Here is a 23,122-nt window from a genome sequence, read left to right on the forward strand (position 1 = left end):
GGGATCGTATGAGGGGTGCTTCAGCCAGACAAGATCGAACTTAGACCAAAATCAGGCCGAAGTCACGCGCATTCGGGCCGGGTAAATGCGTAAGCCCGGGTTGGGTGAACTGGTTTACAGTTGACGTTTACGTAAACGTCAATTCGCCAGTCCTGGCTTCTTTTTGCGAGTGCCCCATGACCGATCTGTCTGCCGATTTCAAGGCCCTGGCCAACTACCGCCCCACGCACAAGGTGCGTTTTGTCACCGCGGCCAGCCTGTTTGACGGGCATGACGCGGCCATCAACATCATGCGGCGCATCCTGCAAGGCATGGGTGCCGAGGTCATCCACCTGGGGCACAACCGCAGCGTGGACGAGGTGGTGACCGCTGCGCTGCAGGAAGACGTGCAGGGCATTGCCATCAGCTCTTACCAGGGCGGCCACGTGGAGTATTTCAAGTACATGGTGGACCTGCTCAAGGCACGGGGTGGGGCGCACATCCAGGTGTTTGGGGGCGGTGGCGGTGTCATCGTGCCGGCCGAAATCCGCGAGCTGCATGCCTATGGTGTGGCCCGTATCTACAGCCCCGAAGACGGCCAACGCATGGGTCTGCAGGGGATGATTGGCGAGATGGTGATGCGCTGCGACAAGGACATCACCGCACTGGCACCCACCGACCTCTCCGCCATCCAGGGCCATACCGAGGCCAGCTGGCGCGCCTTGTCCCAGTTGCTCACCGCGATTGAAGCTTCCAAGGTCAATCAGGCCCTGGTCCAGGAAGTACGTGCGCAAGCAGCTACTAAAAAGATAGCAGTAGTGGGCATCACCGGCACCGGTGGCGCCGGCAAGTCCAGCCTGACCGACGAGCTGATCCGCCGCCTGCGGCTGGACCAGAACGACAACCTGCGGGTGGCGGTGATCTCCATCGACCCCAGCCGCCGCAAGAGCGGTGGTGCGCTCTTGGGTGACCGCATCCGCATGAATGCCATTTCGCCATGGCAGCAAGGTTCCCGAGTATTCATGCGCAGCCTGGCTACGCGGGATTTCGGTTCCGAGATCAGCGCCGCGCTGCCCGACGTGATTGCCGCGTGCAAGGTGGCTGGCTTCGACCTGATCGTTGTCGAGACTTCCGGCATTGGCCAGGGCGATGCGGCTATCGTGCCGCATGTGGATGTGCCGCTGTATGTCATGACGCCCGAGTTTGGCGCGGCCAGCCAGCTCGAAAAAATCGACATGCTGGACTTTGCGGAGTTCGTGGCCATCAACAAGTTCGACCGCAAGGGTGCCAGCGATGCCTTGCGCGATGTGTCCAAGCAGGTGCAGCGCAACAAGGAGGCCTGGACCACGCCCGCCGACCAGATGCCGGTGTTCGGCACCATGGCTGCGCGGTTCAACGACGATGGTGTGACTGCGCTCTACCAGGCGCTGCTGCCGCGTCTGCAGGCCCTGGGCGTGCCGCTGAAGGACGGCATGCTGCCCAGGGTGGCGGTGCGCCACAGCAGCAACCAGACGCCGGTGGTGCCGGCCGCACGCACGCGCTATCTGGCCGAGATCAGCGATACCGTGCGCGGCTACAAGAAGCGGGCGCGCGCGCAGGCCAAGCTGGCCCGCGAGATCCAACAGCTGCGCGAAAGTGGGCGCATGCTGCAGGAAGCCAACCCGGACAAAGACCGTGCGGTCGCGGCCTTGCATGACCTGGCAACGCAGCGCGAAGCGCTGGTGGGGGCGGCAGAACGCAAGCTGCTGGCCCAGTGGCCCGAGATGCAGAAGGCCTATGCGGGCGACGAATACGTCGTCAAGATTCGCGACAAGGAAATTCGCACCGCACTCACCACCAAGAGCCTCTCCGGCACCACCATCCGCAAGGTGGCCCTGCCGCAGTACGAGGACCAGGGAGAGGTATTGCAGTGGCTGATGCTGGACAACGTGCCCGGCAGCTACCCCTACACGGCGGGTACCTTTGCCTTCAAGCGCGAGGGCGAAGACCCCACCCGCATGTTCGCGGGCGAAGGGGATGCCTTCCGCACCAACACGCGTTTCAAGCTGCTCTCCAGTGGCATGGTGGCCAAGCGCCTCTCCACGGCGTTTGACTCGGTCACGCTCTACGGCAACGACCCGGATCCGCGGCCTGATATCTATGGCAAGGTGGGCAACAGCGGTGTGAGTATTGCCACGCTGGACGACATGAAGGTGCTGTACGGCGGCTTTGACTTGTGCAGCCCATCCACCAGCGTGTCCATGACCATCAATGGGCCTGCGCCTTCGATACTCGCCATGTTCATGAACACGGCCATCGACCAGAATATCGAGAAGTTCCAGGCTGACAACGGCCGCGAACCCACCGACACCGAGGTCGCCAAGATCCGCGAATGGGTGTTGGCCAATGTGCGCGGCACGGTGCAAGCCGACATCCTGAAAGAGGACCAGGGCCAGAACACCTGCATCTTCAGCACCGAGTTTTCATTGAAAGTGATGGGTGACATTGCCGAGTACTTCGTGCACCACGATGTGCGCAACTTCTACAGCGTGTCCATCAGCGGCTACCACATTGCCGAGGCCGGGGCTAATCCGATCAGCCAGCTGGCGTTCACGCTGTCCAACGGCTTCACGTTTGTGGAGGCGTACTTGGCGCGCGGCATGCACATCGACGACTTTGCGCCCAACCTGTCCTTCTTCTTCAGCAACGGCATGGACCCCGAGTACACCGTGATGGGGCGCGTGGCGCGCCGCATCTGGGCCGTGGCGATGAAGGAGAAATACGGTGCGAATGAGCGCAGCCAGAAGCTCAAGTACCACATCCAGACCAGTGGCCGCAGCCTGCACGCGCAGGAGATCCAGTTCAACGACATCCGCACCACGCTGCAGGCCTTGATTGCGATCTACGACAACTGCAACAGCCTGCACACCAACGCGTTTGATGAGGCCATCACCACGCCCACCGAAGACAGCGTGCGCCGCGCCATGGCCATCCAGCTCATCATCAACCGCGAGTGGGGCCTGGCTAAGAACGAGAACCCGAGCCAGGGCGCCTTCATCATCGAAGAGCTGACCGAGCTGGTGGAAGAGGCGGTGCTCAAAGAGTTCGAAAGTATTGCCGAGCGCGGCGGCGTGCTGGGTGCCATGGAGACCGGCTACCAGCGCGGCAAGATTCAGGACGAGTCCATGCACTACGAGATGCTCAAGCACACCGGCGAGCTGCCCATCATTGGCGTCAACACCTTCCGCAACCCGCATGGCGACCAGGTGCTGGAGAAGCTGGAGCTGGCGCGCAGCACGGATGAGGAAAAGCAAAACCAGCTCACGCGCCTGGCCGACTTCCACACCCGCCATGCCGACGCCGCCCCGGCCATGCTCAAGAAGCTGCAGCAGGCGGTGATCGACAACCAGAACGTCTTCAACGTGCTGATGGATGCGGTGAGGGTGTGCTCCCTGGGCCAGATCACCAGCGCGCTGTTTGAGGTGGGCGGGCAGTACCGGCGCAATATGTAAATAGGCGGTCTGCGCCAAGTTGGTGCGCTTATTGCTTGGCGTGTTCCTTCGTTGGGAAGGACACGCGATGCTCTCAAAAATTCCGCTGTGGTTGGGGCGCCTGAGTGTGGGGCGCAAGCTCACCCTCATCTACCTGCTGGACCTCACAGCCGTGATTTATGTGTCCGGCATTCTGATCCACGAAAAATACCTGGCCATTGACTTTGCGCGCAAGGAGATTGTGGGGGCCCACTACGCGGAGGTGGTGCGCCGCAACCTCTTGGGTGTCTTTCGTGTGCCGCCGTCCGCCCCGGTGGCAACTGTGGCGCCAACCGCTTTTGTGGATGATCTCAAGGCGTTGGACGCCATCCGTGACGCCCACGATGCGGAGCTGCACACCGCCGAGGCGTCACAGCGCTTGCACTCCTTGCTGCAAACCCCCTCCAGCAAGGCCAACAAGACCGCCTTGTTGTCACAGGGGCGTGATTTGCTCACCATTGTGGGTAACCAGTCCAACCTGATTCTGGACCCCGACCTGGACAGCTACTACGTGATGTCGCTCACGGTGTTGCGCTTTCCCGAGCTGCTGCAGGTGCTCTATGACACCCGTGACTTCATGCAGCACTGGGGTCAGACGTCGCAAGGGCAAAACCCCAGTGCCCAGCTGCTCACGCTGGTGGGCCGGCTGGACGCGGTGTTGCAAGGCATGGAATCCGACTACGAACAGGCTTGGCTAGCTGGCACACCGCAGCTGCAAACCGGGCTGGGCGCCACCCGCACTGCGCTGCAGCAGCGGGCCCATGCGTTTTCGCGGACGGTGCAAACGGCATCCCTGGATGGATTAAGCGCCCAGGAGGAGGAAGCCCTGGAGCAGGCCTACCAGGCCGCATTGACTGGGCTGGACGACGCCTGGCGTGTGGGGCTGGAGCAGATGCAGCAGCTGCTCAACGCCCGTGTCGATGGCCTGTTCCAGCGCATGTGGCTGCACTTGGGCACCGCATTGCTGTTGTTGGGTTGCATCTTGAGTCTGGTCTATCTGGTAGCCAGCCAGATCGCGCGGCCGCTGCAAGCCCTGGCACGCGTGGCTGACGATGTGCGCCACACCGCCGACTACACGCGCCGCGCCAACTGGCACAGCCGCGACGAAATTGGCCAGCTGTTCACCGCCTTCAACGGCATGCTGGCCCAGTTGGACCATGACCGCCTGGCCCAGCAGGAGTTGGCGGCCAGCGCCCGTGCGGCCGAGGCGCAGCGCGAGCTGGTGGAGGCCTTCCCGATACCCATGGTGGTGACTTCGGTGCCCGACCACGAGGTGCTGCACGCCAATGCGCCGGCCCTGCCCTGGCTGGGCGAGCGCCATACCGACCCCTGGCGCACCGGGCTGGAGTCGGGGGTGCGCAGCCGCTTCTTCCAGCGCCTGGCCGACTTTGATGCGGTGGACGAATTCGAGGTGCGCTGGCTGGGTGGGGCTGCACCATCCTGGGCTGTGCTGTCGGCGCGCCGCCTCAAGTACCAAGGGCAGGACGCGGTACTCACGGCCTTTACCCCGATCAACAAGCTCAAGGTCATGGAGCAGCGCCTGGAACTCTGGGCCAAGGTGTTCGAGGCGTCCAGCGAGAGCATCATCATCATGGACGAGTCGCGCAAGATCATCAGTGTGAATCGCGCCTTCTGCCGCAGTACCGCCTACGACTTTTACGAGGTGATTGGCCACGTTCTGGGCCATGTGATGGACAGCCCGCAGGACATGCTGTGGTCCGACCTGGAGGACAAGGACGCCTGGCAGGGCGAGGTGCGCATCCGCAAGCAATCTGGTGGCAGCTACCCGGCCTGGCTCATGGTGTCGGCGGTGCACAAAAGCGCCACCAGCGGTGAGGTAGTCAATTACATCGGCATTTCCATCGACATTACCGACCGCAAGGCCAAGGAGGAACGCATCCGCTTTTTGGCCCAGCACGATGTGTTGACCGAGCTGCCGAATCGCTCGCTGTGCCAGCAGCGCCTGGCGGAGGCCCTGGCGCAGGCCCAGCACACGGGGGAGCAAGTGGCGGTGCTGTTCATCGACCTGGACCGCTTCAAGTTCATCAACGACACCTTGGGCCACCACATTGGCGACGGCCTGCTGCGCACCGTGGCGCGGCGCCTGACAGCGGCGGTGCGCGGGGACGACACCGTGAGCCGCCTGGGCGGCGACGAGTTTGTGGTCATCCTGCGCCATGTGGCCAGCCGCGAGGAGCTGGCCACCATGGTGAACCAGCGCCTGATCCCCTCGCTGCGCCAAAGCACCATGGTGGAGGGCAACAACCTCACCGTGTCCTGCAGCGTGGGCGTGGCCCTGTACCCCGAAGACGCTACGGCGCAAGACGAGCTGATGCGCCGCGCCGACGCCGCGATGTACGAAGCCAAGGCCGCCGGTCGAGACACCGCACGCTTCTTCTCGCCCGAGACCGACCAGCGTGTGCAGGCGCGCCAGGCCATGGAAGGCCAGCTACGCCAGGCCTTGGAGAACGACGAGTTCAGCCTGCACTTCCAGCCCCGCCTGAACGCACGCACGCGCCGTGTGCAGGGCGCAGAAGCCTTGCTGCGCTGGCACAACCCGCTCTTGGGGCAAGTGGCGCCCAGCCACTTCATCCACCTGGCCGAAGAAACCGGCCTGATCAAACCGATCGGCCTGTGGGTGCTGCGTGAGGCCTGCGCCCAGTGGGTGGCGCTGCAGGCGCAGGGCCTGTGCAGGGGCATGGAACTGTCGGTGAACCTGTCGGTGGCGCAACTGGCCGACCCAGAGCTGGTGGAGCAATTGCGCGAGGTGCTGGCAGCCTCCCGCATGGAGCCACACCTGCTGGAGCTGGAACTCACGGAGTCCACCCTGATGGACAACCCGGTGGCCGCGCAGGCGCAGGTCAGTGCGCTCAAGGCGCTGGGGGTGCAGATCGCCATCGACGACTTTGGTACCGGGTACTCCAGCCTGGCGTATCTGAAGCGCTTCGAGATCGACAAGCTCAAGGTAGACCAGTCGTTCGTGTACGGCATGCTGGACGACAGTGCCGACGCGGCCATCGTGCACGCCGTTATCGCTCTGGGCCACACGCTGGGGTTGAAGGTGGTGGCCGAGGGGGTGGAGAACTTGCCCACGGCCCAGACACTCACTGCGTTGGGGTGCGACGAACTGCAGGGCTACTGCTTCAGCCGGCCGCTGGCGGTGGACGACTGGGTGGCGTGGTTGCAGGCGCACGATGATCGGCCTGAGCGGAGGCGGGCGCGCTAGTTTTGTCTTCTTTTAGGGTGGGCTTTTTTTGGGGTTGCACCGTTTTTTTAACACCCACTCCCCCAGCCCCTCGCCCCGTCGGCGAGGGGAGCCTTAACAGCCAGATTTTGTTGTTGCGTGCCGACTACGCGGCCTCTGGCGTGAGGTGGCCACTGTTGGTTCGTTCCACGGCCCGCGCCTGCGGTTGTGGATACCTCGGAGATGTCGGTGTGCCAACGCTGGCGGCTGCGCCCGCCAGTGGCTCCGCGCCTATCCTTACTCGGTCACCACAACTGTAGGTGCTGGCCGTAGTGTGCCCACCCGTTGGCACCCTTTCCCTTGTTGTGCCCTGGCCGGACTGGGGCAACCAAATCGGCTGTTAAAAGGCTCCCCTCGCCGACGGGGCGAGGGGCTGGGGGAGTGGGTGTCAAAAAAGGTACAGCCAAACACCCGAGCAGTGCAAAAAACCAGGGTCAGCTGCGCAACTGGGTGGCCAACCACTGCGCCATCGGGCTGTCGCTGCGCTCCAGTTCGTGCACGATGGTGAAGTGGTCCGCCCCCGGCACGTCGCGCAGCTCGGTCGGGTTGCCCAGCGCCTGCGCGGCCGCGTGGTACAGCGCGGACTGGCGGGCAAACTCAGTGCTTTCGGCCCCGCCCCAGGTCACCCAGGTGGGCGTGGGGCAGGCGCGCACATTGGCGGCGGGGGAGTAGCGGCGCACGGTTTGCTCATCGAGCTGGATCATGGGTTGCAGGTAGCTGTAGCGCAATGGCTCCAGGTCGTGCAGGCCGCTGATGAGCACTGCGGCCTTGAGCGGGTCGCGCGGCAGGCCGTAGTCGGTGTCCCAGGCAGTTTCCAGGCACATGGCGCTCAGGTGGCCGCCGGCCGAGTGGCCGCCCACCCCCACGCGCGTGGGGTCGCCGCCGTACTGCGCGATGTTGTGCAGCGTCCAGGCCACGGCGGCGCGGCACTGGCGGGTGATTTCGGCAATGGTGACAAAAGGGCACAGCGCGTAGTTGACGACCACGGTGGTGATGCCCAGCGGCTGCAGGCCCAGGGCTACGCCACTGAATTCTTTGGAGGACAGGGCACGCCAGTACCCGCCATGAATGAACACAAACACCGGCGCGTTCGGTGCATCGGCTGGAAAGATGTCCAGCGTCTCGTGGATCGTGGGGCCAAACGGAATGTCCAGATGGTTCCTCAGCGTGCTGCGTGCCTTGGTGGCCTGCGCCACAAAGTGTCGGCCCGGCGCAGCCTGGTCGGCAAGGCCCATGGAGGGGTTGTACTGCGCGTCGATTTGCGCTTGGGTGTCGAAGTCGCGGTAGAGCTTGGGCATGTCGGGTTCCTGCAGTTAGATGCCAACGTATTGGTGCCAGAGGTCGGGCTGCGCTGCCAGCGCGGCGGAGTCGCCGTTCCAGACCATACGGCCACGTTCGATGAGGGTGTGCTGCTGGGCCAGCGGCAGCAGACGCTGCACGTATTTGTCGATCACCAGAATGCTCTGACCCTGGGCGCGCAGCGTGGCCAGGCAGGTCCAGATGTCCTCGCGGATCAGCGGCGCCAGGCCTTCGGTAGCCTCGTCCAGGATCAGCAGGTGCGGGTTGGTCATCAGCGCGCGGCCGATGGCCAGCATCTGCTGCTCGCCGCCCGAGAGCTGGTTGCCCATGTTGCGGGCGCGCTGCTTCAGCACCGGGAAGAGCTCGTACATGCGCTCCAGCGTCCACGGCGTGGGGCTGGCATTGCGCTGCGCGGCAAAGGCCTTCAGGTTTTCCAGCACCGTAAGGTTGGGGAAAATCTGCCGCCCCTCAGGCACCACGGCCACCCCCATGCGCGCAATGCGGTCGGGGCTGAGCTGGTCGATGCGTTCGCCCCGAAAGCGGATGCTGCCACTGCGCGCGGGTGTCAGGCCCAGGATGCTGCGCACCGTGGTGGTCTTGCCCATGCCGTTGCGACCCAGCAGTGTGGCCACGCCGCCGGCGGGGATGCGCAGGTTCAGGCCAAACAGCACCTGGCTGCTGCCATAGGCGGTGTCCAGGTCGGTGATGTCGAGCAGGGTTTCCATGGGTGTTTCTTCAGACTTCATCGCCCAGGTAGGCGCGGCGCACCTCGGCGTCTTCGCGGATGGCGGCCGGTGCGCCGCTGGCAATCACTTTGCCAAACACCAACACCGAGATCGCATCGGCCAGCTGGAACACCGCGTCCATGTCGTGCTCCACCAGCAGCAGCGTGGTCTCGCTGCGCAGGCTATGCAAGAGCTCCACCATGCGCTGCGATTCGTCGGGCCCCATGCCGGCCAGCGGTTCGTCCAGCAACAGCAGCTTGGGGGCACTGGCCAGTGCCAGGCCGACTTCGAGCTGGCGTTGCTCGGCGTGTGAAAGGGCACCGGCCAGCGCGTCCAGCCGTTGGGCCAGGCCGACGCGGCGCGCCACGGCGGCGGCGCGCTCCATGCGCTGGGCCTCGGCATGCGCGGCTTTCCAGAAACGCAGGCTGCTGCCGTCCACGGCCTGCAGGGCGAGCGCCAGGTTGTCCAGCACGCTCAGGCGCAAGAAGACATTGGTGATCTGGTAACTGCGCGCCAGGCCGCGGTGCACGCGGCGGTGGATGGGCTGGTGGGTGACGTCGTGGCCGTCAAACACAATGTGGCCAGCGTCGGGGTGCAGCGCGCCGGAGATTTGGTGGATGAGTGTGGTCTTGCCTGCGCCGTTGGGGCCAATCAATGCGTGGATCTGGCCCGGTTGCACTGTCAGCTTGGCGTGGTCGGTCGCGGCCAGTGCGCCAAAGCGCTTCACCAGATCTTTCACCTGCAGCAGCGGCGCGGTGCTCATGCCGCCCTCCGCTTCAGCAGACTCATCAGGCCTTGCGGCGCCACCAGCACCACCAGCAAGAGCAGGGCACCCAGACCCAACTGCCAGTGTTCGGTCATATGGCCCAGAAACTCCTCCATGAGCAAAAAGGCCGCGGCGCCCACCAGGCCGCCCAGCACGTGGCCCACACCGCCCAGGATCACCATCACCATCAGCATGCCGGACTGGCTCCACTGCATGAGCGACGGGCTGACAAAGCTGCCCTGGTTGGCCAGCAGCGCACCGGCCAGGCCGGCCAGTGCGCCCGCCAGGGTGAAGGCCACCAGCTTGTAGCGCAGCACCGCGTAGCCCAGCGCGGCCATGCGCACCTCGTTCTCGCGGATGGCCTGCAGGGCCTGGCCAAAACGGGCGTTGAGCAAGCGGGTGATGAAGACGATGGTGGCCACCAGCAGGGTGAGCGTCAGGTAATACAGCGTGGTATCGGTCAGCTCCAGCCCGCCACCCAGCGTCGAGCGGCCGGGCAACGAGAGGCCGTCGTCGCCCCCATAAGCCTTGAGCGACACGGCCAGGTAGTACAGCATCTGCGCAAAGGCCAGCGTGATCATGATGAAGTACACGCCTTGCGTGCGCAGGCTGATGGCCCCAATGAGCAGCGCCAGCAGTGCACTCACCGCCATGGCCAGTGGCCAGGCTAGCCAGGCGCTGCTGACGCCATGCTGCATGAGGATGCCCACGGTGTAGGCGCCCACGCCCACAAAGGCCGCGTGGCCAAAACTCACCATGCCGCCAAACCCGAGGATCAGGTTCAGGCTGGTGGCCGCCAGTGCGAAGACCAGAATGCGTGTGGCCAGCGTCACGTAAAAACTGTCACCCAGCGCAGCGGCCACCCATGGCAAGGCGCAGAGCGCAGCCAGCAGTGGCAATGTCCAACGCAGGGCCAGACTGTGTTGCAAAAGGCTAGGGGAATTGCGCGGTTTAGCCATGGGCAGGAAACAGGCCACGTGGCTTGAGGGCCAGCACGGTGGCCATCAGCACGTAAATGAGGATGGAAGCCACGGCGGGTGCCGCGTCGGCCGCGACCTGCGGGCTGAACAGCGCCTCGAACAGCATGGGCAGCAGCGTGCGCCCGCCCGAATCCACCAGGCCCACCAGCAGCGCGCCGACCAGCGCACCGCGGATGGAGCCAATGCCGCCAATCACGATGACCACAAAGGCCAGGATCAGGATGCTCTCACCCATGCCCACCTGCACCGCCAGCAGTGGCCCCAACATGCCGCCGGCCAGCGCACACAGCGCCGCGCCCAGGCCAAACACGGCGGTGAACAGGCGCTGCACATTGGTGCCCATGGCCAGCGCCATGTCGCGGTTCGACGCCCCGGCGCGCACCTGCATGCCCATGCGCGTGCGCGTGACCAGCAGGTAGAGCACGAGCGCGGTGGCCAGGCCCACGCCGATGATGAGCAGGCGAAACGCGGGGTAATAAAAGCCGGGCAGCAACTCCACCGGGCCGGCCAGCGCGGTGGGTGGATTCAGCGAGATCGGTTGCGAGCCCCAGACCATGCGCACGCCCTCGTTGCACATCAGCAGAATCGCAAACGTGCCCAGCACCTGCGTCACGTGGTCGCGACTGTAGAGCCGGCGCAGCACGCTCACTTCCAGCAGCATGCCCAGCACGGCCGTGGCCAGCACGCCCACGCCCAGGCCCACCCAGAAGGAATCCGCCACAGCCGACACCGTGGCAATCAGGTAGGCGCCCACCATGTAGAGCGAGCCGTGCGCCAGGTTCACCATGTCCATGATGCCAAACACCAGCGTGAGGCCGGCGGCCAGCAAAAACAGCATGAGCCCCAGCTGCAGGCCGTTCAGGGCCTGCTCCAGCAACAAAATCCCCATCGTGTCGAATCAGCCTTGCGGTTTAGAGCGCCGGCATCTTGCAGTTGCCCACGTAGGCGTCGGCGTGGTTCTTGAACACGGTGCCCAGCGTGCGGTTGGTGATGCGGCCCTTGCTGTCCTTGGTGATCACGCGCAGGTAGTAGTCCTGGATGGGGAAGTGGTTGCTGTTGAACTTGAAGGCGCCGCGTACCGAGTCGAACTTGGCAGCCTCCAGCGCCTTCTTCACGGCAGCCTTGTCGTCCAGCTTGCCCTTGCTGTCGCGCACGGCAGCGTCCATCAGGCGGGCGGCATCAAAGCCCTGCGCGGCGTACAGCGTGGGCAGGCGGCCATAGGCCTTTTCAAACTCGGCCACAAACTTCTTGTTGGCCGCGTTGTCCATGTCATGGCCCCACTGCGAAGTGTTGAACATGCCCAGCATCGGGTCGCCCACGGCCTTGATCACGTCCTCGTCGCCCGAGAAGCCGGGGCCGAACAGCGTGATGTCTTTGGACAGGCCGGCACCGACAAACTGCTTGATGAAATTGATGCCCAGGCCGCCGGGCAGGAAGATGTAGACCGCGTCGGGCTTGCTGGCGCGCAGCTTGGAGAGCTCGGCGCTGTAGTCCAGCTGGTTCAGCGCGGTGTAGGTTTCAGACGCTACCTCTCCCTTGAAGAAACGCTTGAAGCCAGTGAGGGCATCTTTGCCGGCGGGGTAGTTGGGGGCGATCAGTGCCACGCGCTTGAAGCCCTTGTCGGTCACCGTCTTGCCCACGGCCTCGTGCATGTTGTCGTTCTGGTACGAGGCGCTAAAGAAATAGGGGCTGCACTGCTCGCCCGCGTACTGCGAGGGGCCGGCGTTGGCGCTGATATAGAAAGTCTTGGACTGGAAGGTGGGGGCGCCCACGGCCAGCATGACGTTGGAAAACACGATGCCGGTCATGAAGTCGACTTTGTCACGCTTGACCAGGCGGTCCGCGGTCTGGCGGCCCACGTCGGGGTTGGCCTGGTCATCGGCCACGATCACTTCGGCAGTACGGCCGCCGAGTTTGCCGTTGTTGAGTTTGACGGCGAGCTGGAAGCCATCCCGAATGTCCACCCCCAAACCGGCGCCAGGGCCGGACAAGGTGCTCAGCAGGCCCACGCGCACGGGTTCGGTGGACTGGGCCACTGCGGCCACAGAGCAGGCGGCCAGGGCGGCAGCGGCGACAAGGCGCAGGGAGGCAAGACGGGCGAGGGACATTGCGAAGCTTCCTTTGTGGGATGGGTGAGACCGAAACATTATCGGCCCATCCGGCTTCGCACCCGGCCCTGCAAGGGGCGGTTTTGCATTCTGGCCCACAGGGGGCCAGATAGGCAGGCTTGGCTCAGTTCAGCAGGTAGCTGTCGGCCTGGTCTTCAAAGTCTTCGGCGTCGATGGCGGCGTCAAACGCTGCGCGGGCGGCGATGGCTTCCTTGGTGTAGGGGATCAGGGGCTTGTCCAGCGGGCGCAGCTTGTGGCGGCGCAGGCCACGCAGCTGTTGGGAGCGTTCCATGGTCTGCAAAACCAGCTCAGGCTCCATCATCAGGCTGAAGGGGTTCAGGGCGGTGGCGGTGTCTTTCATGGCAGTTCTCCGGTGGTTGCCGCGCCATCCAATGACTTTGGCGCTTGGATGAACTGTAGTCACGCCCCCGGGGAACTGGAGTCCGACACGCGCTGTAAGTCGTGTAGGAATTTGCCTTACAGGCGTTGCCCCCACGCTCCACCGCTGCGCGGGTCGCTGCCCCCCCTATGGGGGCTAACGCGCCTTGGGGCGGCCCGGCGGCGCGTTGCAGCTCTCGCGCACGGGGCCTGGTGCTCTCAGATCAACCGTGCCCGCACGCTCTTGCCCTTCACCTTGCCCGCATTGAGCTTGGCGCAGGCGTCTTTGGCAACACTGCGCTCCACGGCCACAAAGGTGCAGTACTCGGTGACGGCAATCTTGCCAATCTGCTCACGCGTGTAGGCGGGGCCGCCGTCCAGGCTGGTCAGCGCGCCCAGCACATCGCCGGGGCGAATCTTCTCTTTGCGGCCACCGGCTATTTGCACGGTGGTCATGGGGGGCAGCAGGCGGCCGCTGCCCGTGGGTGTGAGTTCGTCACGCTTGAACCAGACCGACGGTGCATTCTGGTACTGCTCAATCTTGCCCACCGATCCCATTTCGTTCATGGACACCAGGCTCACCGCCAGGCCCGACTGGCCTGCGCGGCCGGTGCGGCCAATGCGGTGCACATGCACCTCGGCGTCGGGGGTGATGTCCACGTTGATGACCAGGTCCAGCTCTTTCACATCCAGCCCGCGTGAGGCCACATCAGTCGCCACCAGCACCGAGCAGCTGCGGTTGGAAAACTGCGCCAGCACCTGGTCGCGCTCGCGCTGCTCCAGGTCGCCGTGCAGCGCCTGGGCCACAAAGCCCTGGCCTTGCAGCAGCGTCACCAGCTCGTTGCACTGCTGGCGCGTGTTGCAAAAGGCAATCGTGCTGGTGGGGCGAAAGTGGTTGAGCAGCAGGCCCACGGTGTCCAGCCGGTTGCTGCGCTCCACCTCGTAAAAGCGTTGTTCGATGGTGTTTTCGGCGACGGCAGCCTTCACGGTGATCTGCTGTGGATCGCGCATGAACTGTTTGGCCAGCTTCTCAATGCCCTCGGGGTAGGTGGCCGAGAACAGCAGGGTCTGGCGCTCTTTGGGCGTTTGCTTCACCACGGTGGCAATGTCGTCAAAGAAGCCCATGTCCAGCATGCGGTCGGCCTCGTCCAGCACCAGGGTGTTCAGGTTCTCCAGCGAGAGGTATTCGCGCTCCAGCAGGTCCATGATGCGGCCCGGCGTGCCCACCACAATGTGTGCGCCGTTTTCCAGGCTGGCACGTTGGCCGCGGGTGGCCACACCACCGCACAGCGTCACCACCTTGATGTTTTCTTCGGCCCGCGCCAGGCGGCGGATTTCCACCGTCACCTGGTCCGCCAGCTCACGCGTGGGGCACAGCACCATGGCCTGCACGGCAAACCAGCGTGGGTTCAGCTTGGCCAGCAGCGCCAGCGCAAAGGCTGCCGTCTTGCCGCTGCCCGTCTTGGCCTGGGCAATCAGGTCTTGCCCGGCCAGCGCCACGGGCAGGCTGGCAGCCTGGATGGGCGTCATGGACTCGTAGCCCAGTTGTTGCAGGTTGGCCAGGGTGGCAGGGGAGAGGGAGAGAGAGGAGAAAGCAGTCATGCCCCGATTATCGGCGGCTGGGGTTCGCCATGGTTGGCTGGCGCGCCTAAATGCTATGATTTTAGTAGCTGCTTGCGCATATCCCACGGGCGCTAGAGGCTTGTTTTATATGTAAAGTCTTCTTGCAGGCGCATGGTTTGCGCACGGCGGGCGGCGTGGCCCGCGTTCTCCGGCTCGCGTCGCGGGTGGCTGTTTCTGGTGGGGTGGGGTTGCTGCGTCAACACCGCGGTGGGTGCGCCTGCTCTGTGGCAGCCGCGAGTGCGGCCTGCGCCCGCGGGCCCCACCGCCCGCCTGGGTTGGTGGGCTTGGATGCGATTTGGAACTTCGCCTTCAGACTGACTGCAGACATTAGGTGCGCTCCGAAGCGGTCGATACGTTTGAGCTAAGCCACGCTCGGAGGCCCCAGGCCGATGCGCATCGGCTTGAGCAAGTGGTTAGGCCACATCGCGCTGCTCTTCGGTTGATGCAAGTGCACTTAGATTGGGCTTTGCGAACCAAAGTCGCGCCGAGGGCAAGAGCAAGAGCACCGAAGCCAGCGTGTGCAGTGCTCCCTGGGATACCTGAAGAAGCCGCATTGACGATGTGCCAGTAGCAGGTAGGGACCAAGGCAAGTAGAAAAGCCCAAACACAGTGAAACCAAATACAAGCCAACGACCCCATCGACGGCCGCGAAACGTGGCGATAGCAATCAGCGAGATGGGTAGCCAAACCATTGCAAGGGCCAGAACTTGAGTGATCGTCTCTGGGGGGCCTTTCAAGTAGGTGCGCCAGACGTCGTTAGCCGCATAACTGCAGAGAAATGCCGCTACCGCAATAACTACAGTAGACGGCGGTCGCGACTGAGCGGTGTGATGCATAGGGGGTCTAACGTTGGAGGCCATGGGCCACAGAATTCACGATTCTCACGCCTCGGAACCAGCTTGAACATCCCCCAATCGGGTGAATTTTCTAACGGTTGCTTCCGCCGCATTGTGTCTGTTTGTTGTTCACCCGAACATCCCCTGTTCGGGTGATTCTTCCCGTGCCCATCTTCCAAATACGCCACGTCAGACAGGTAGCCCGTGTATCCGGGCGCAGGCCCCACTCGCGGCTGCTACAGAGCAGGCGTGCCAACCACTGCGTTGATGCAGTAATGCAAGCGAACCCAAAGCCGCCGCCCGCGACGAGGCCGGAGAACGGGTGCACGGGCTGCCTGCCCTCCAAGCCCGTAGGCCTGCAGGGCAGCTTCAAACCCCAGCCCTCCCTAAAATGCAGGGATTGCCACCCACGGTTACCCCATGAACCTCAAACTCCCCAGCCTCCTGCTCACCGCCTTATTGCTCACCAGCTGCGGCACCACCATGGTCAACCCGGTCACGGGGCAGGCCGAGCGTTCGGTGATGAGCGAAGAGGACGAGGTGGCCGAGGGGGCCAAGGCGCATGCGGAGGTGTTGAAGGAATATGGCGCCTACAACAACGCCGCGGTGCAGCGCTACGTGACCAACCTGGGACAGAGCCTTGCCGCGCAAAGCCACCGCAGCCAGCTGCAGTGGCACTTCACCGTGCTCGACAGTCCCGAGATCAACGCCTTTGCGCTGCCCGGCGGCTATGTGTATGTGACGCGCGGCATCATGGCCTATATGGACAGCGAGGCCGATTTGGCCGGCGTCATCGGCCATGAGATTGGCCACGTGACGGCGCGCCACGGTGCGCAGCGCGCCACGCGCCAGCAGACCGCGGGCCTGGGTGTGCTGGCAGCCAGCGTGCTGGGCGCGGTGCTGGAGAGCCAGGGCTTTGGCGGCGCCGGGCAGCTGGCCAGCCAGGCCTCGCAAACCGCGGCTGCGGGCTATATCGCGTCCTACGGGCGCGACCAGGAGCTGCAGGCCGATGGCCTGGGCGCCGAGTACCTTTCGCGCACGCGTTACGACCCGCGCAACATGGTGGACGTGATCACCGTGCTGAAGAACCAGGAGCGTTTTGCTGCCGACCAGGCCAAGGCCGAAGGCCGCCCGGTGCCCAGCGGTGGCGACTGGCTGGCCTCGCACCCCAGCAACGACCAGCGCCTGCAGTCCATCACCGCGTTGGCTGCGCAGTACAAAGACCAGGGCAGCTACAACAGCGAGGGGCGTGAGCGCTACCTCAAGCTCATCAGTGGCATGACCTTTGGCGACAGCCCGGCCCAGGGCCTGACGCGTGGGCGCAATTTCTACCACGAGCCCCTGGGCATTGCGCTCACCGCGCCCACCGGCTGGTACATCCAGAACGACGCCGACCAGCTGGCCCTGCTGAACACCGCGCGCGACGCCGCGGTGGTGGTGCGCGTGGCGCCCGCACAGGCGGGCAAGACACACACCGAGGTGATTCGCAGCCTGCTCAAGCCGACACAGGGCCGCACAGAGGCCACCACACTCAATGGCCTACAGGCTACGCGTTTTGCCGGTGCACGCACCGCCAGCAACGGCCAGACGCAGGCGCTGGAGGCCACCGTGATCACCGGCCCGGGCGACACCATTTATCTGTTGCAAACCAGTGCCAAAGACGCCAACGCCCTGCAGCGCGCCCGTGCCCAGGTGCGCGAGGCGGAGGGCAGCTTCCGCGCCCTTACCGCGCAAGACCGTGCTGCGGCGCGGCCCTGGGGTATCAAGACGGTGGCCTACCCCAAAGGCGGGTTTGCCGAGCTGGCCAAAAACTCCCCCATTGCGCGGCCCGAGCAGCAGCTGCGCCTGATCAACGGCTACTACGGGGGCGGCGAGCCCAAGCTGGGCCAGCTGGTCAAAGTGGTGGATTCTCTTTAATTGCTATCAAAACAGGAGCTGCTCGCGCAATAAGTGTGGGGGCTAGAGGCTAATTTCATGCATAAACTGCACATCTCCACTCAATTCGACTCCGGCGCCATCGAGGTGGTGCAGCTGGAGCGCGCCGACGATATCCAGCTGCGCATCCGCAAAGACAGTGCGGCGGACTTTGCCCAGTGGTTCCACTTCTGCCTGCACGGCGCGGCCTTTCAGCCGGTGACGCTTCGCTTCCTCAACGCTGCCGAGTCTGCCTACCCCAAGGGCTGGGACGATTACCAGGTGGTGGCCAGCTACGACCGCCAGGAGTGGACGCGCATTGACACGCACTACGACGGCAAAGAAATGACGGCCCGCCTCACGCCCATGGCGCAGGCGGTGTACTTTGCCTACTTCGAGCCCTATTCCTACGAGCAGCATCTGGACTTGCTGGCCTCGGCCGCCACCTCGCCCTGGGTCACGCTGCAGCGCCTGGGCAGCACGGTGCAGGGCCGCGACATGACGCTCCTGCGTATCACCGACGAAGCGGGCAACACACCGCCCGAGCAGAAAAAGAAGGTCTGGATGATTGCCCGTCAGCACCCCGGCGAGACCATGGCCGAGTGGTTTGTGGAGGGTTTCTTGGAGCGCCTGCTGGACGCCGACGATGCCGTGGCCCGCGTGCTGCGCGAGCGCTGTGTCTTCTACGTGGTGCCGCACATGAACCCCGACGGTGCGGTGCTGGGCAACCTGCGCACCAACGCCGCCGGGGCCAACCTGAACCGCGAGTGGGCCGCCCCCACGGCCGAGCGTTCGCCCGAGGTACTGCTGGTGCGCCAGGCGATGCTGGACATTGGCGTGGACCTGAACCTGGATGTGCACGGCGACGAGGGCCTGCCCTACAACTTTGTGGTGGGGTCTGAGGGCACGCCCGGCTACAGCCCACACGTGGCCGCGCAGGAAGACGCCTTCAAGGCCGCCTGGGCCGCGAGCTGCCCGGATTTTCAGGACCGGGTGAACTACGGCAAGTCGGCGCCTGGGCAGGCCAACATGACGCTGGCCACCAGCTGGATCGCCCAGCAGTTTGGCTGCCTGGCCTTTACCGTGGAGATGCCATTCAAGGACAACGCCGACCTGCCCGACCCACTGGTGGGCTGGAGTGGCGAGCGCTCCAAGAAGCTGGGCGCCAGCGTGCTGCAGCCGCTGCTGCAGTGGAGCGCTTAGGCCGCTGTGCCCACCTTGCGCTTGCGCACCACCGCACCCATCAGCCCCAGCCCGGCCAGCAGCAGGGCGTAGGTCTCGGGTTCGGGCACGGCGGATAGGGGCGTGATGTAGCTCGCTCCCTCACGGATGCGTGTGATGTCGATACCAAAATTCACCCGCCCAGACTCGGTTCCCCTTCCGAGCCCATAGTTCGTGAAAAAGAAGGCGCTAGCGTTGCTGTTTGGGGAAAAAACGCTCAGATCGGATGGACTGATCTCAGTGGGCCCCAGCATGTCTGGCGATGGAAAGAGCCCAGCACCGCCTGCGAACAAAGAGAAAGACATCGATACGGAGGTCGCTATCGGGACGCCACCGACCACTGTGCCCGCCCCTGGCAGCGTGCTGCTCACCAAAGTGTCCAATGATGCAGACCGCACAAAACCCGTTCGAAGACCGTAAAGATCTATGCCGGCACCAAATTGGTCATTGGCCAGTTCTACATAGCAATCGAAAGCCAAATTTACGCAGGCGTTGCCAATAGGGGAAAACGTAAATGCCCCTGAAGTGGCAGAGGTGTCGCGCACCGAATGGGTGAATCTGCTGATGTCTGCAGCCGAATTCGAGTCTGGTGTGCCGAAATCCAAATCGAACGACATGGAAAACGATTGGCCGTCCAGCGCATGTTCGATGCTGCTCTGCGTGGCGGTATTGCCGGACCCTTGGTTCAACGCGCGAATCGTACCTTCGACGTTGAAGTGACGAACTGGTTGGGCGATGGCGGATGCGCAGAGGGTTGCAGCGGCCATGCCCGCCACAATTACTTTTTGAATGCTGCTCATTGGCATAGGTTTCTCCTTGGTTGAAGTTATTACTTGAGGACTGCTTTGGCTGACGCGATCGGCTCGTTGGCCACCGTTTCCAGCAGCTTCTGAATGTCACCGAATCCTTCAACGGCCTTCAGGTCCTGAAAGTCGCCCCAGCGCAGGGCTGCCGGAATGTCTTTGTAGATCTCTCGCGGCGCGGCGAAGCAGGCCACGGGCACACTGCCACTGTCTCCGGGCAGCAGCTTGAAGCCTTGCTTGCCTGGCAACAGCAGGGGCGTCGCGGGCTCCACCATCGGATCATCCACAAAGCGGTTGGGGAAGATGCGCTGCAGTTTTCCGCCCGCGGCTTGTGCATAGCAGTACACGTAGGCTGGCGCGGTGGTTTGAACGGCGAATGACAGTCCTTCATTTGCCCCGCCTGGAGCGGGTGCAATGTTCAGCCCAATCCGCGCCGCTGCTGGGCTGGCTGTCGGTGGCGCCGAGGCGACATCACGAAACGGCTGCGCCGGTGGTGGCGGGAAGGGGCTGCTCAAAAACCGGGTGAAGAACGGCAAATCCACCAGCGCCTTGTCGCCCATGCCTGTGGCAGAGCGGTACGCTGACACCGCTTGCAGCAGCGCAGGTGTCACATTGCCGTTGGCCGGGCCGTCAAAGTAGCCACGGTTGCGCAGCTGGGTTTGAAAGTAGCCGGTGAGTTCGCCGCCCCGCTCCATGCCAACAAACCAGTCTTCAATTTCGTTGGCAATCTCGGGGTTGCGGGCATCGGTATTGAGGCAACTCCAATAGGGCAGCTTGAGCAAGCGCCCAAACAGCTCCACCGACGACAGCTCCACCATGTTGCGCAGGGCTTGCGCAGTGCCGTCCGAGCGTTGCAGCGAAGTGCTGAAGTTGATGCCCACCTTGGTGAAGGTGGCCTGTGCGTCCAGCGCGTCGCCTTCTTTGGTGATGGTGGTGAGGTTTTTGGAGACCACACCCGGGATCAGGGACAGGCGGGCCGTATCGGCCATGGCCACATCCAGTCCCATCACATTGAACTGCTTGCTGATGGAGGCGCCGGCCCCAAACAAGCTGCCAAACGAGAATCCACCATCGGTCTGGCGCTTGATGACGCCTTCATCCAGCTGGGAAATGGAGCCGCGCAAATTGAAACGCGGCACTACTGCGAACGCGCTGCGCTTTTGTGCGTTGGCCATGAAGGCGACGGCGTTGTTGGCGTCCTGCCCAAAAACAATGACCTCTATGGCCCGGCTACGCCGGCTCTGCTCCGAGATGGCGGACATCATCATGTCGCGTGTCCCGGCGCTGACCTTCTTGGTGGCGTCAGACAGGTCCTCCAGCACCACACTGACATCACGTACCGCGTAGTCAATGTAGAGCTTGTCCATGCAGCGCATGGTGTCTGAAAAGTTGGTCACATTGCGTTGCAGTGCGCCAGCGGGTGATTTCAAGGCCGTCTGGGCATCTGCCGCTTTGGGCGGCAATGGTGCGCAGGCGGTGATAACGAGTGTCGCCAATAGAACTAAACGTGACTGGGTCATGGTGGTTGTGTATTGCTCAGCGGCAGTTGTTGCCGGCTTGGATGATGTCGCCGGTGACGATGACCGTGGTTTCGCGGCGGGCAGACGTGCCAATCTTTTTGTCGTCCTCAAACACATTGCCGATGGCAATGGTGCAGCCGTCACCCAAAGTCTTGGCCCCAGATCCGGTTGAGCTCGGCTCGCTGTCAGCCAGCTTGCTGCTGGCGCGCTCTGCAGCACGTGCTGCCTGTTCGCTTTTGGCACGGGCAATGCGCGCGTTGATGTTGTCGCCTATCTCGGCTGAGCCAGCCTGTGCCGTTGTGATGGTGGCAAACAGGACTACGAAGCATAGAAGTTGAGGCTGAGGCCTGACTCGCATTTCAATTTCCCTCTAAGCCGCCGACGATGACCTTTTGCCGTTGGCCTGAGCCTGTGGCAGATTGGGATATGTCGCCGCTGACCTGCACATCAGTTGTGATGTTGCCACTACCCCCGTTGCGGACGCTGCCTAGATTGATCGTCTGGGTGGTATTGCTTGCGCTGGCTGCTTGCGTGACGTTGCCGGTGACCAGTGCCCTGGTTGTCACTGTAGCGGCGGTGTTCTCGCTACTGCCGACACTCAATGTTTGAAGGATTCGCTCCCCATTGGATGCGGATTGAGTGATGTCACCAGTGGTAAACGCCTCAGTAATGGTCTGGGTTATGGAGCCTTCGGCGCTGCCCACCGAAATTTTCTGTTGGGAACTAGAGGTGCCGTCTTGGGTTTGGGTAATAGCTCCCGAGCTGCCAGCGCTGGTGGCGATATTGCCGCGGGATGCTTCCACGCTGCCGATCAAAATGCGTTGCCTCGAAGCGCTGCTGCCAGTCGAATCCTGTGTGACCGTGCCAGTCAACACGGCGTCAGTTCTGACCTCTGCTGGTGTTCCGCCTTTGACGCTGCCTACGTCGATGGTCTGCAGTGAAAACGAATTCGTTGTTTGGGTCACTGTGGCGTCGATGGTGCCGCGGGTTAGTACTTGGCCTGCTGGACTCACATCTGCAACGGAGCCAGCAGTGAGCGATTGCGTTGCGCCGCCCCTGGCTGAGTCTTGGATCTGGGTAATGGTGCCTGTGATAGCACCGCGTGTATTGATTGATGTGGCGTTCGAATTCTTGATGCTACCCACATCAATGGTCTGGCTACCGAAAGTCCCCCGAGTATCGACGCTGCTACTGCTTTGGGTAACACCAGCGCCGCTGATGCTGCCTTGGGTAGTTGCCGTACCAACACTGGAACCCGTCAAGCTACCCACATTGATGGTTTGCGGGATGTCGCCCGTCGATATTTGTTGCACCGGCGCGGAGACAGCGCCCTGGAGCCGCACACTGTTGCCTCGCGAAGTTTCGTCAGTCCCCGCAACCGACAGTGTTTGTTCGTTGACAGTGGCGCCGGATTGAGACTGCGTCACATCGCCAGTCAAACTGCCACGGGTCGTCAGGTTTGAAACGCCTGAGGTGTTTGTCTTGAGCTCTGCAACAGGCGCTTCGGGGGTTGCGAGATTCCGTGACGCGACGGGCCTCTGAGGGACCACCAGCGTATTTGGGGTACCCGCACTCACGGGCGCAAGTTGGGCAAAGGCTGCGGGTGCCCAGATGGCTAACACCGCAACGAGAACATTGGATGGGATGCGATTTGTCATTTGTAGCTCTCCTTTATGCAGCGCAACCAGTGCACGTGTTGTCCCTGTCGGCTGAAGATCGTTGGGCGCCCAAGGCGTGGCTTCATTAGCTATCAATGTGATAGCTGCTCGCGCTATATCCATGGGCACCGCAGTCAAAAACACTAGTAAGTTCCAGAGGTGGCTGATGCCTTGGCTGCACCCCCCACGGTGTGCCACACGCCTCCGCTGCCTTCGCCATTGCGGTCGCCGGGCTTGGTGTCGCCCACAAAGTAATACAGCGGCTTGCCTTTCACTGCCCACTGCTTGGCACCGTTGGCGTCGATCAGCGTGAAGTCGCCTACGGGAGTGGCACCGTCTTTGGCCACAAATGCAGGCCAAGCTGTCAGGCAGCCGCCACTGCAGTTGCTCTTGCCGGGTGTGTCTTTATCAAAGATGTACACCGTGCGCCCGGCGGCATCCGCCAGCACACCGTCGCGTACGACGGGTTGGGCCTGAACGGCAGCGGTCAGCAAAGTCAGCAAGGCGATAGGGAGGATGTTTTTCGGCATGGTTGCGCGCCTTTCTAGGGATGGGCGTT

Annotated in this window: 17 protein-coding genes; 4 read left to right on the top strand and 13 right to left on the bottom strand. The window is 63.3% G+C overall.

Translation table 11 applies throughout. The features are described from left to right. Positions 1–176 precede the first annotated feature (176 nt). Together icmF and AC3WS7_RS06830 are read left to right on the top strand one after the other, a co-directional pair. On the top strand, positions 177–3,470 hold the full coding sequence (icmF, locus tag AC3WS7_RS06825) for a fused isobutyryl-CoA mutase/GTPase IcmF (RefSeq protein WP_492655816.1): 3,294 nt from the start codon (positions 177–179) through the stop codon (positions 3,468–3,470). Positions 3,471–3,537: 67 nt separating this feature from the next. Further along, positions 3,538–6,714, top strand: a complete 3,177-nt coding sequence (locus AC3WS7_RS06830; RefSeq protein WP_492655817.1) for a bifunctional diguanylate cyclase/phosphodiesterase — start codon at positions 3,538–3,540, stop codon at positions 6,712–6,714. Positions 6,715–7,166: 452 nt separating this feature from the next. On the opposite strand, the gene AC3WS7_RS06835 is transcribed toward AC3WS7_RS06830, so the two are convergent. The 8 genes from AC3WS7_RS06835 to dbpA all read right to left on the bottom strand — a co-directional run bounded on the left by AC3WS7_RS06835 (position 7,167) and on the right by dbpA (position 14,590). After that, positions 7,167–8,030: an alpha/beta hydrolase gene (locus AC3WS7_RS06835; RefSeq protein ID WP_492655818.1), complete on the bottom strand. Its 864-nt coding sequence runs from the start codon at positions 8,028–8,030 to the stop codon at positions 7,167–7,169. A 15-nt stretch (positions 8,031–8,045) separates the two neighbouring features. After that, positions 8,046–8,756, bottom strand: a complete 711-nt coding sequence (locus tag AC3WS7_RS06840; RefSeq protein WP_492655819.1) for an ABC transporter ATP-binding protein — start codon at positions 8,754–8,756, stop codon at positions 8,046–8,048. A 10-nt stretch (positions 8,757–8,766) separates the two neighbouring features. Then, complete coding sequence (locus AC3WS7_RS06845) at positions 8,767–9,519, bottom strand: ABC transporter ATP-binding protein (RefSeq protein WP_296467781.1); 753 nt, start codon at positions 9,517–9,519, stop codon at positions 8,767–8,769. Continuing rightward, positions 9,516–10,481, bottom strand: a complete 966-nt coding sequence (locus AC3WS7_RS06850) for a branched-chain amino acid ABC transporter permease (protein ID WP_492655820.1) — start codon at positions 10,479–10,481, stop codon at positions 9,516–9,518. Before AC3WS7_RS06850 ends, AC3WS7_RS06845 begins: the two co-directional genes overlap by 4 nt. Beyond that, positions 10,474–11,391 carry a branched-chain amino acid ABC transporter permease gene (locus AC3WS7_RS06855; RefSeq protein ID WP_492655821.1) on the bottom strand — a complete coding sequence of 306 codons (918 nt, stop codon included), beginning with the start codon at positions 11,389–11,391 and terminating at the stop codon, positions 10,474–10,476. The genes AC3WS7_RS06850 and AC3WS7_RS06855 overlap by 8 nt, the downstream gene beginning before the upstream one ends. Positions 11,392–11,413: 22 nt before the next feature. Beyond that, positions 11,414–12,610: an ABC transporter substrate-binding protein gene (locus tag AC3WS7_RS06860; protein WP_296467775.1), complete on the bottom strand. Its 1,197-nt coding sequence runs from the start codon at positions 12,608–12,610 to the stop codon at positions 11,414–11,416. A 124-nt stretch (positions 12,611–12,734) separates the two neighbouring features. Continuing rightward, positions 12,735–12,971 carry a hypothetical protein gene (locus tag AC3WS7_RS06865; protein ID WP_296467773.1) on the bottom strand — a complete coding sequence of 79 codons (237 nt, stop codon included), beginning with the start codon at positions 12,969–12,971 and terminating at the stop codon, positions 12,735–12,737. A 236-nt stretch (positions 12,972–13,207) separates the two neighbouring features. Continuing rightward, positions 13,208–14,590, bottom strand: a complete 1,383-nt coding sequence (dbpA, locus tag AC3WS7_RS06870; RefSeq protein ID WP_492655822.1) for an ATP-dependent RNA helicase DbpA — start codon at positions 14,588–14,590, stop codon at positions 13,208–13,210. Between the two features lie 1,277 nt (positions 14,591–15,867). Here dbpA and AC3WS7_RS06875 point away from each other — a divergent pair. Together AC3WS7_RS06875 and AC3WS7_RS06880 are read left to right on the top strand one after the other, a co-directional pair. After that, complete coding sequence (locus AC3WS7_RS06875) at positions 15,868–17,364, top strand: M48 family metalloprotease (protein ID WP_492655823.1); 1,497 nt, start codon at positions 15,868–15,870, stop codon at positions 17,362–17,364. 57 nt (positions 17,365–17,421) lie between these two features. Next, entirely contained in the window at positions 17,422–18,564 is a 1,143-nt protein-coding gene (locus AC3WS7_RS06880) for a M14 family metallopeptidase (RefSeq protein ID WP_492655824.1), read from the top strand. Here the strand turns inward: AC3WS7_RS06880 and AC3WS7_RS06885 are convergent. The 5 genes from AC3WS7_RS06885 to AC3WS7_RS06905 form a co-directional block, all read right to left on the bottom strand. Beyond that, positions 18,561–19,388: a PEP-CTERM sorting domain-containing protein gene (locus tag AC3WS7_RS06885; protein WP_492655825.1), complete on the bottom strand. Its 828-nt coding sequence runs from the start codon at positions 19,386–19,388 to the stop codon at positions 18,561–18,563. The genes AC3WS7_RS06880 and AC3WS7_RS06885 overlap by 4 nt on opposite strands. A gap of 23 nt (positions 19,389–19,411) precedes the next feature. Further along, positions 19,412–20,905 carry a DUF4384 domain-containing protein gene (locus tag AC3WS7_RS06890; RefSeq protein WP_492655826.1) on the bottom strand — a complete coding sequence of 498 codons (1,494 nt, stop codon included), beginning with the start codon at positions 20,903–20,905 and terminating at the stop codon, positions 19,412–19,414. 16 nt (positions 20,906–20,921) lie between these two features. Then, positions 20,922–21,263 (bottom strand): hypothetical protein, encoded by a 342-nt coding sequence (locus AC3WS7_RS06895; RefSeq protein WP_492655827.1) that lies wholly within the window; start codon positions 21,261–21,263, stop codon positions 20,922–20,924. Position 21,264: 1 nt separating this feature from the next. After that, a complete protein-coding gene (locus AC3WS7_RS06900) occupies positions 21,265–22,563 on the bottom strand; it encodes a hypothetical protein (protein WP_492655828.1) in 1,299 nt (432 codons plus the stop codon). Between the two features lie 143 nt (positions 22,564–22,706). Beyond that, positions 22,707–23,093 carry a COG4315 family predicted lipoprotein gene (locus tag AC3WS7_RS06905; RefSeq protein ID WP_492655829.1) on the bottom strand — a complete coding sequence of 129 codons (387 nt, stop codon included), beginning with the start codon at positions 23,091–23,093 and terminating at the stop codon, positions 22,707–22,709. Positions 23,094–23,122: the final 29 nt, after the last annotated feature.

This window comes from Rhodoferax sp. EU05-FHT12H12 (genome assembly GCF_058791215.1).

Coding starts and splice junctions, on each gene's coding strand:
- icmF (WP_492655816.1), top strand. CDS start 177: ATGACCGATCTGTCTGCCGATTTCAAGGCCCTGGCCAACTACCGCCCC.
- AC3WS7_RS06830 (WP_492655817.1), top strand. CDS start 3,538: ATGCTCTCAAAAATTCCGCTGTGGTTGGGGCGCCTGAGTGTGGGGCGC.
- AC3WS7_RS06835 (WP_492655818.1), bottom strand. CDS start 8,030: ATGCCCAAGCTCTACCGCGACTTCGACACCCAAGCGCAAATCGACGCG.
- AC3WS7_RS06840 (WP_492655819.1), bottom strand. CDS start 8,756: ATGGAAACCCTGCTCGACATCACCGACCTGGACACCGCCTATGGCAGC.
- AC3WS7_RS06845 (WP_296467781.1), bottom strand. CDS start 9,519: ATGAGCACCGCGCCGCTGCTGCAGGTGAAAGATCTGGTGAAGCGCTTT.
- AC3WS7_RS06850 (WP_492655820.1), bottom strand. CDS start 10,481: ATGGCTAAACCGCGCAATTCCCCTAGCCTTTTGCAACACAGTCTGGCC.
- AC3WS7_RS06855 (WP_492655821.1), bottom strand. CDS start 11,391: ATGGGGATTTTGTTGCTGGAGCAGGCCCTGAACGGCCTGCAGCTGGGG.
- AC3WS7_RS06860 (WP_296467775.1), bottom strand. CDS start 12,610: ATGTCCCTCGCCCGTCTTGCCTCCCTGCGCCTTGTCGCCGCTGCCGCC.
- AC3WS7_RS06865 (WP_296467773.1), bottom strand. CDS start 12,971: ATGAAAGACACCGCCACCGCCCTGAACCCCTTCAGCCTGATGATGGAG.
- dbpA (WP_492655822.1), bottom strand. CDS start 14,590: ATGACTGCTTTCTCCTCTCTCTCCCTCTCCCCTGCCACCCTGGCCAAC.
- AC3WS7_RS06875 (WP_492655823.1), top strand. CDS start 15,868: ATGAACCTCAAACTCCCCAGCCTCCTGCTCACCGCCTTATTGCTCACC.
- AC3WS7_RS06880 (WP_492655824.1), top strand. CDS start 17,422: ATGCATAAACTGCACATCTCCACTCAATTCGACTCCGGCGCCATCGAG.
- AC3WS7_RS06885 (WP_492655825.1), bottom strand. CDS start 19,388: ATGCCAATGAGCAGCATTCAAAAAGTAATTGTGGCGGGCATGGCCGCT.
- AC3WS7_RS06890 (WP_492655826.1), bottom strand. CDS start 20,905: ATGACCCAGTCACGTTTAGTTCTATTGGCGACACTCGTTATCACCGCC.
- AC3WS7_RS06895 (WP_492655827.1), bottom strand. CDS start 21,263: ATGCGAGTCAGGCCTCAGCCTCAACTTCTATGCTTCGTAGTCCTGTTT.
- AC3WS7_RS06900 (WP_492655828.1), bottom strand. CDS start 22,563: ATGACAAATCGCATCCCATCCAATGTTCTCGTTGCGGTGTTAGCCATC.
- AC3WS7_RS06905 (WP_492655829.1), bottom strand. CDS start 23,093: ATGCCGAAAAACATCCTCCCTATCGCCTTGCTGACTTTGCTGACCGCT.